The following is a 1,873-nucleotide window of genomic DNA, read 5'->3' as shown; positions in this document are numbered from 1 at the left end:
GCAATTAACGTCAGTAGAATTTTTCTTACCATAAGCGTTAATTAATTAGTTTTTTAAAATAAAAAGTTCAGAACAAAGGTAAGAAATAGCTAACTCGTTTACAAATAATTTATTAAAATAATTTACAAATGTAACATATCGTCTCGAAATAAGCTTTCGGCGCTTACGGTTTAACCGGTGGGAAGATTGGGGTATTACAATTTGTAATCGTCATTTTGGGCCGTTTTGGGGCAAATCGGCCGAAATTGGTTAGCCGGAACTCCTCCCGGAAGGCCGGAATCTCATACCGTTTCCGGAATCCGTTCCAAATCGGACTCCCGGTAAAGCGTGTCGAGCCGTTTCGAAAGACGTTCCATGTCCCCGTCGAGTTTCGAGTGCGTGATTGTAGCGTAAATTTGCGTGGTTCGTATATTTCTGTGACCGAGCAATTTGCTGATGGTCTCGATCGCGATTCCCTGCGAAAGTGTGATCGTCGTGGCGAAGGTATGACGCGCCGAGTGGAAAGTGATGTGCCGGGGGATGCCCGCCAGCGACATGATCCGGTCGAGACATATGTTGCACCAGCCGTTGCTCGGCAGGTTAAAAATACGTTTTGTACGGATCATGGGATTGTATCTCAACAGGATAGCATACGGAATGGCAAAAACCCGCACGTTCACCTCCGAACCGGTCTTGCAGCGGGTCGTACTTATCCATAGTTGTTTGCCTTCCTGCCGGATGTGCTCCGGTGTCAGGGTGCAAAGGTCGATATAGGAGAGTCCCGTGAAACAGCTGAACAGAAAGGCGTCGCGCACCAGCAGCAGCGTCGCGTCGTCGAGGTCGAGCCGGATAAGCCTCCGTATTTCGGTGATGGAAAGATAGTTTCGCATCACGAACTCGCTGTGCAGCTTGTAATTGGCAAAAAGGTCCGTCGTGAGGTACCCCCGGCCGCGGGCCAGCATGAGAATGTGTTTGAGCGCGATCATATAGATCCACGTCGTGTTTTTCTTGTGCCCGCACTCCTGGGCGATATACTGGTGGAAACCCGTCAGGAACTCCCGGTCGAGCTCCCTGAACAACAGGTCCCGGCGTTCGTATTTGCCGCTGATGTAATTTCCGAGGTGGTTGTAAACGGTTCGGTATTTATAATAAGTCGTTTTGCTGCGACTGATGCCGACCATCCGGCGAAACTCCTCGTTGTGCTCCCGGAAAAATGCCAGCAACATCTCGCTGCGGCGGTCGTTGCCGAAATACATCTCTTTGACCATTTGCGGCGTAACCAGCGTGTGGTCATAAAATAATGTGTTGTAACACCGTTCGATGTGATACCTGATCTGTGAAAGTTGTTCGTTGATGCGAACGGCATCTGCCCGGCGTCCCGTCACGCGGCCCAGATTCACATTCCAAAGATTGGGGTCCACGGAGAGCCGCGTCGACAACTGCGTGCGCTGTCCATTGATCGTGATGCGCCCCATGATAGGGGTATTGCCGTTGCGCAACGGCGCATTTTTTTTGATGTAAAAAAGTACTTTAAACGTGTTTCTGGTTCCCATTATAACTCCTTATTAATCGTAACCGCAACCGCGCTAAAGGTAATGATCAAGTTGCGGCCGAATGGCATATTATATGAGCCAAATATCTTATAATCGCATGCTTGGGGCATTTTTAACAGTTACTCTGTAGTCCCAAAAACGGGTTGCGCAGCGTCGCAAATTTATTCATTACACGCTTAATGCCAAACTGTTAGCCATTTTTGTGGAAAGCGCATCCAAAACGGCGTTACTTATCGCATTTCCAAGCGTTTATTCCTGATTACTGCTGCTGCTTGTTTTTTATTTTAAAAAACTAATTAATTAACGCTTATGGTAAGAAAAATTCTACTGACGTTAATTGC

1 protein-coding gene is annotated in these 1,873 nt (G+C 47.7%); it reads right to left on the bottom strand.

The window, feature by feature from the left end:
- Window positions 1–281: 281 nt before the first annotated feature.
- Window positions 282–1,532 (bottom strand): site-specific integrase, encoded by a 1,251-nt coding sequence (locus BLU78_RS13815; RefSeq protein WP_044106698.1) that lies wholly within the window; start codon window positions 1,530–1,532, stop codon window positions 282–284.
- Window positions 1,533–1,873 lie beyond the last annotated feature (341 nt).

It is taken from the genome of Alistipes timonensis JC136 (assembly GCF_900107675.1).
Lineage (GTDB): Bacteria > Bacteroidota > Bacteroidia > Bacteroidales > Rikenellaceae > Alistipes > Alistipes timonensis.
This window is presented reverse-complemented; position numbering and strand designations above follow the sequence as displayed.

Bases quoted from the DNA above. Each gene is read 5' to 3' on its own strand.
- BLU78_RS13815 (WP_044106698.1), bottom strand. From the start codon at position 1,532: ATGGGAACCAGAAACACGTTTAAAGTACTTTTTTACATCAAAAAAAAT.